This is a genomic window from Mycobacterium sp. 1465703.0 (assembly GCF_001672975.1).
In the GTDB taxonomy this organism is placed as follows: Bacteria; Actinomycetota; Actinomycetes; order Mycobacteriales; family Mycobacteriaceae; genus Mycobacterium.
Map to the genome: position 1 here is coordinate 1 of NZ_LZKU01000251.1, position 981 is coordinate 981.

2 protein-coding genes are annotated in these 981 nt (G+C 59.0%); one reads left to right on the forward strand and one right to left on the reverse strand.

The genetic code is table 11. The annotated features are described in order from the left end of the window. A partial coding sequence (locus tag A5625_RS23605) for a class I SAM-dependent methyltransferase (protein ID WP_197516208.1) occupies nt 1-159 on the forward strand: 159 nt, incomplete at its 5' end. A 60-nt stretch (nt 160-219) separates the two neighbouring features. Here A5625_RS23605 and A5625_RS23610 read toward each other — a convergent pair. Next, a partial coding sequence (locus A5625_RS23610; protein WP_066999868.1) for a cyclopropane mycolic acid synthase family methyltransferase occupies nt 220-981 on the reverse strand: 762 nt, incomplete at its 5' end.

Genomic DNA, 981 nt, shown 5'->3' on the forward strand with positions numbered 1-981 from the left:
CTCAATATCTGGGCGGCCAATCTGGAAGCAAATAAGGACAGGGCGATCGCCATCCAGTCCCAAGAGGTCTACGACCGTTACATGCACTACCTGACGGGCTGCGAGAACTTCTTCCGCAGGGGCATCAGCAATGTGGGGCAATTCACATTGGTCAAGTAGAGCGAATCGAGTCAGCCCCGAACGGTGATCCGTTCGGGGCTGATTTGCTATTCGGGGCGGCTACTTTTCCAGCGTGAACTGATTGACGTCGGTGTAGGCCTGACGGAACAGCTTCGCGCAGCCGGTCAGGTACTTCATATAGCGGTCGTAAACCTCTTTGGACTGAATAGCCAACGCCTGGTCTCGATTCGCCTCGAGCGCCTCAGCCCATAGATCCAGCGTCCTGGCGTAGTGCAGGCGCAGCGACTGAACCCGGGTCAACTCGAAGCCCACCGTGACACCGTATTCGCCGACGGTCTGAGGCGTCGGGAGCCAACCCCCGGGGAAAATCTCGGCCAGGATGAACTGCGAGAACTGAACGATCTCATGGGTCAGCTTCATACCCTTGGCCCGGGCATCCTTGAACGAGGGCCGAACGATGGTGTGCAGCAACATCACTCCGCCAGGCGGCAGCGCGTGGTAGGCCATCTTGAAGAAGCGGCCGTAGCGTTGCCGGCCGAAGTGCTCGAACGCGCCGATCGACACGATACGGTCCACCGGCTCGTGGAACTTCTCCCAGCCCTGCAGTCGCACCTCGATGTTGCGATCGGTCGACAATCCGGCCAGCTTGTTCTTGCTGTACTCAAATTGGTTGCGGCTCAACGTAATCCCGATGACGTTGACGTCATACTTCTCGACAGCCCGTTTCAGGGCGCCGCCCCAGCCGCAACCGATGTCCAACAACGTCATCCCGGGTTCGAGGTTCAGCTTCCCCAACGCCAGGTCGAATTTGGCGATCTGCGCTTCTTCGAGCGTCATGTCGTCACGCTCGAAGTAGGCGCA